Raw genomic sequence first — 4,818 nt, 5'->3', positions numbered from 1 at the left:
ACATCTCCTGTAAGGTAATTTCATTTCTGCTCATTTCCAATTTATTTATAAAAGGGTTTATCCTGCAATATAAATAAATTAGATGAATATAAGGGAGACGAATATATTTCTTATATTTGCGAGAAACTTCGTATTGAAAATTGCAATACGAATACACCATACTGACTATACTCATTGGTGGAATTAAATAATTGAACACTATATGTCACTGCCAATAAACATAGAAGACCTGCTGCATCGTAATAAAGTGGAAAGTAATCGGGTGGAGTTCAAAAAAGGTTGGAATCCTGCGAGTATATACCATACTATTTGTGCTTTTGCCAATGATTTGGATAATCTTGGGGGAGGTTATATCATTATCGGTGTAGAAGAAGAAAACGGTATGCCTAAACGTCCTGTTGCCGGTGTGCCGACCGGACAGTTGGATAAGATACAGCAGCAGATGGTGGGTTTCAATAATCTGTTTGCTCCATATTATCTGCCACGCATTTCTGTTGAAGAAGTGGATGGAAGCAACCTTGTAGTAATATGGGCACCTACCGGTGTCAATCGTCCCTATTCAATCCGTATGGATGTGACGAATGGCAATGATAAGCGCGAAGCTTTTTATATACGTTCTGGAACGAGTAGTATTGTTGCTAAAGGTGAGGTACTCGATGAATTGCGGGATATGGCAAGCCGTGTGCCTTTTGATGGGCGTGGCAATCCTGATATCAAAGAAGAGGATATTGATTATGTATTGATTCGTGAGTATCTGCAGGAGGTGAGAAGCCGGATGGTGGGTGAATTGAAACATCTTGATACAATGGAGCTGCTTGAACGGCTGGATTTGCTGATTGGACCTACAGAGAATCGGATGATAAAGAACGTGGCTGCCATGATGTTTAGTAACCACCCCGAAAAGTTCTTTCCATATACCCAAATATCCATTGTGGTTTTTCCTGAGGGTAAGATACAGAACCCCAACCGTTTTTCAGAAAAGACGTTCAAAGGCTCTGTTCCAACAATCATCAGAGGAGCGATGCAATATTTAAAAGACGTTGTCATAACAGAATATGTCTCGAAACCGAAAGACAGGATGCAGTCGGAACGGTGGTTCAATTATCCGTATCAGGCACTTGAGGAGAGTGTTGTTAACGCGATGTATCATCGCGATTATCAGGAACAGCAAGAAGTGGAGATAACCGTAGAACCGGAAGGGATAAGAATATTAAGCCTTTCAGGACCGGACCGTTCTATATCAAACGAAGCTTTGTGGGAGTGTAAAAGTCTTCATTCACGTCGATACAAGAATAATCGCTTGGGCGATTTCTTGAAAGAACTGGACTTGACGGAAGGTCGCTGTACCGGAATCCCCACAATCCAAGATGAGCTGGCTAAAAACGGTTCACCACGTGCTTCTATCGAAACCGATGAGGAACGTAGTTACTTCCTCATGTTCATACCCGTACATGAAGGATGCGGTAATGTAGTCAGAATGAAGGACAATACCGGCACGTCACTGAATAATATGGGGCAGGATGAAATTAATGTTGCCCAAAGATTGCCCAAAGATTGCCCAAAGATTGCCCAAAGTACACTGGAAGCAATTATACAAGATCCATATATAACCATTGGACAGCTGAGTGAAGTGCTAAAACTTTCTGAGAGAACAATAAAAAATAGAATAGCGCTGCTTAAACGGGAGGGACTGATAACTCGGATTGGCAGTAGAACATCGGGGTACTGGGAAGTTGTCTAATAACGTGTAATAGTCAAGACTTGTTCTGACAGTTGGTTTATTATTGGAGGCACTATAAAAGAAGAGTGGACATAATCTCTTTGTGAGACTATATCCACTCTTTTATTTATTATCTTCTAATAACTTGTTTACTTTAGTTATTAGTGATAGTAGAGCTTACGGGAACTGTAATGAAATCAGTCTTGATGGTACCCCAACCATATTCTACGGTAACTTTAACGTAGATATTGAATGCTGAAACTTTAGTACCATTGTTCTTGTAAGTGATGAAACCATACTTAGAAGTCTTAGCATCATCACCGCTACCCATTGTGGTATATGTGTTAGCTTTCAACTCAACTGTTACAGGAACAGCCTGACGAGTACCGTTCAAGTCACATTCTGCGTTATCTACATCGGCAGTAATCTTGAATGGTCCGTAGAAGCCCCAGTAATTAGCATAGTCACTGAAGTAGCGATCACGCCAGTCGTAAGGAGCAATCAAATCTTCCAAGCGGATGAATGAACCCTTTTCACCAAAGTCAACAGCATCGATGAAGTTATCAGCAGCTTGTTCTGCAATGTTGACCGGACGGATGAAGTTAGCCTTGAAGTGATCTTTATTATCAAATGTAATAGTCACTACCTTAGTATCGTCATCGCATACACGACCAGTGGCACCAATATAAGTGTACATAGCACCAGTGTTCAACAGCTGTTTGGCAATAGCACTTTCCTTGTTATAGGTTACAGTGTTAGGAGCGGTAGAACCAGCATTGTTAATAACAGCTATCTCTTCTCTTACGTTGCCTACTGTAGCGTACAATGTCGTACCAGCCTCATCTGTAGTGAAGACTACATCAATATCACCAATCTTAGTGATATTCTTGATGTCATCAGCGCAGAAGAAGTATTCTATACCAGTCACTGCTTTGTCAAGTTTCAGTACGCCCGGAGTTCCTTCAGTACTATTCTTTGCCCAAGTTGTGAATGGAGAATTCAAATCATTAATGAATGTACAGTGAGTTGGGTCAGCATCTGTTGTAGTACTTGGTACGGCAACATTAAACTTGGTATAAGTTTTGTCTGCATCCCAATAGTTGGAAATGAAGTCTGCCTTTGCTACATTGTAAGATTTCTGGATATCTTCTACTGTAGCTTTCAGTACCAGTTCAACATAAGCACCTGTTTGATTTTCGCCTGCATAATATCTTACACGGTGAGTCAGCTGCTTATTGGCATTTTCCCACAAAGCGTCTTTAGAGATAGTCCATTTGATTACGTGAGTAGCTTGAGTTTCTGCATCTGTTGTTTCTTCACAAATACCCAAATCTTCCGGAGTCTGGTTTGCACCATAGTCGTAGAAATACGGATAAGTTGCATGGAATTGTTCTTTGCTCAAACCGATTTCATTGTACACCTGAACGTTCATATCTTTAACAGTTGACAGTTTTGAAGCTGCAGCCTCATCGCAATCGTACTTGAAGTTTTCGATAGTCAGTTCATATTGGTTAGTAACAGGAGTGCTTGTCTCATCTGCAATGAATACCTTGATGTAAGCTACCTTTACGATATTCTCACCATGCATCAAACGAACACGTACAATCGGAGTACGACCAATTGCTGCGCGGCCTTCGGTTTCATACACTTTCGGAGTCAAAACACCATCAGCCAAAGTTACGAAGTCTGCCTGATCGGTTACAGGATCACCTACCTTATAATTCTTTACCACATCGAATGCGAACTTCAAACCAAGTTTCTCCAAATCGGCAACTTTGATCTTGTCACCACCTTCACATACTAATTCATGGGCTTCTACGCATTTCGTCAAGTCTAAGCTTTGGTTGTAAACAACAATGGTATCACAGTATGTTTTAGATTCTGCCTCAGTAGTTCCTTCTTCCCAAACAATCTTTTGATTGTATGCGTCAGCATCTACAGCAGCAATTTTAGTTCTATAGTGCTCGTCTTTATCAGCGACACCTTTCTTTGCAGCTTCGGCAGCCGGGTCAGCGATAGCCAAGTCACTCAAATCTTTCTTGAATACTGTAGCATAATCAGAAGTAACATCTTCACCATTTTCTTTCTCTACATTCAATGCAAATACAGAAATTTTCTCTTCTGTAGCAGCTATTCCTTTGATATTGACTTTAACTTTCAAAATACCGTCCTTAAAGGAAACGAATTCGGGAACCATTCCAAAGTCATTGGAAGCAGCAGCACGTGAACTGATATAATCCAGATTCGGTTTCACGATGAATGAAAGTTGGTCTTTCAATTCGTCAACATTGGCGTTGGCTGGGTTTACATGATATTCAGCATAGACAACCGGGTTGATAGTAGTGCTGGTAGCTGCAGCTGTTGCTTTTTCTGCCTTGGAATCTTTATCAGACAAAGTTAGTGCATTGTAGGCATAGGAATCGTAAGTCAAACCTTGCACACCATCAACATATGCCTGCGGGATAAAAACCAAGCTACGCAAGTTGTTGCTCTTTGAAATTGTGACACTGCCTATTGTACCATCAGCCTTTGTCACGTTGTATAGAATTACGTCGTTGCCATCTTCCACAGCTGTAATGCCCGTACCTTTCCAAGAGATATTGGTAGATTCCTTCAAGGTACCATCAGCATTGTAGATGTCAAAGTTCCCAGTTGTTTCATTAGGCTTATAGTAGCAACCGTCACCTCCTTCTTCGCCAACGGCTTTATAAGCCTGTTTTACGTCATCTTTATACCAATAGCCATCCTCTCCGATGCTCCATACTGCAGCATTTGTACCATTTGAGCCATTGGTAATTTCATAAGAATTACCATTGCTAAGAGTAATAGTGATGCCATTTGCTCCCTTGACTACCCCTGTTATTACGCTACCGTCTGAAATCAGCTTATTAATCTGATCTATAGCCTTAGCGTTTTCATCAATTTGCTTCTGTAAGTTTTCGATGTCATCATCATAGTCCTTACAAGAAACAAATGTACCTGCAGTACCAACCATTAAGGCACTGAACAGGATTACACTTAGAAACTTTTTGTTCATAATTGAAAAAACTTTAAATTTATAAATTTAAAAAAATAAAAAGTGAATAATTTCCCATTTC

2 protein-coding genes are annotated in these 4,818 nt (G+C 40.5%); one reads left to right on the top strand and one right to left on the bottom strand.

The window, feature by feature from the left end; all coding sequences use genetic code 11:
- Positions 1–202 precede the first annotated feature (202 nt).
- The gene (locus tag E5355_RS18780; protein WP_136011525.1) at positions 203–1,741 is read left to right on the top strand and encodes an RNA-binding domain-containing protein; all 1,539 of its coding nucleotides are present in this window, start codon (positions 203–205) and stop codon (positions 1,739–1,741) included.
- A gap of 133 nt (positions 1,742–1,874) precedes the next feature.
- Here E5355_RS18780 and E5355_RS18775 read toward each other — a convergent pair whose 3' ends face one another.
- Positions 1,875–4,757 (bottom strand): hypothetical protein, encoded by a 2,883-nt coding sequence (locus tag E5355_RS18775; protein ID WP_136011524.1) that lies wholly within the window; start codon positions 4,755–4,757, stop codon positions 1,875–1,877.
- Positions 4,758–4,818: the final 61 nt, after the last annotated feature.

Origin of the sequence: Bacteroides muris (ex Afrizal et al. 2022) (assembly GCF_004793475.1) — a bacterium.
Lineage (GTDB): Bacteria > Bacteroidota > Bacteroidia > Bacteroidales > Bacteroidaceae > Bacteroides > Bacteroides muris.
The sequence above is the reverse complement of the archived record's forward strand: the minus strand, read 5'-3'. Positions and strand labels throughout refer to the sequence as shown.

Bases quoted from the DNA above. Each gene is read 5' to 3' on its own strand.
- E5355_RS18780 (WP_136011525.1), top strand. From the start codon at position 203: ATGTCACTGCCAATAAACATAGAAGACCTGCTGCATCGTAATAAAGTG.
- E5355_RS18775 (WP_136011524.1), bottom strand. From the start codon at position 4,757: ATGAACAAAAAGTTTCTAAGTGTAATCCTGTTCAGTGCCTTAATGGTT.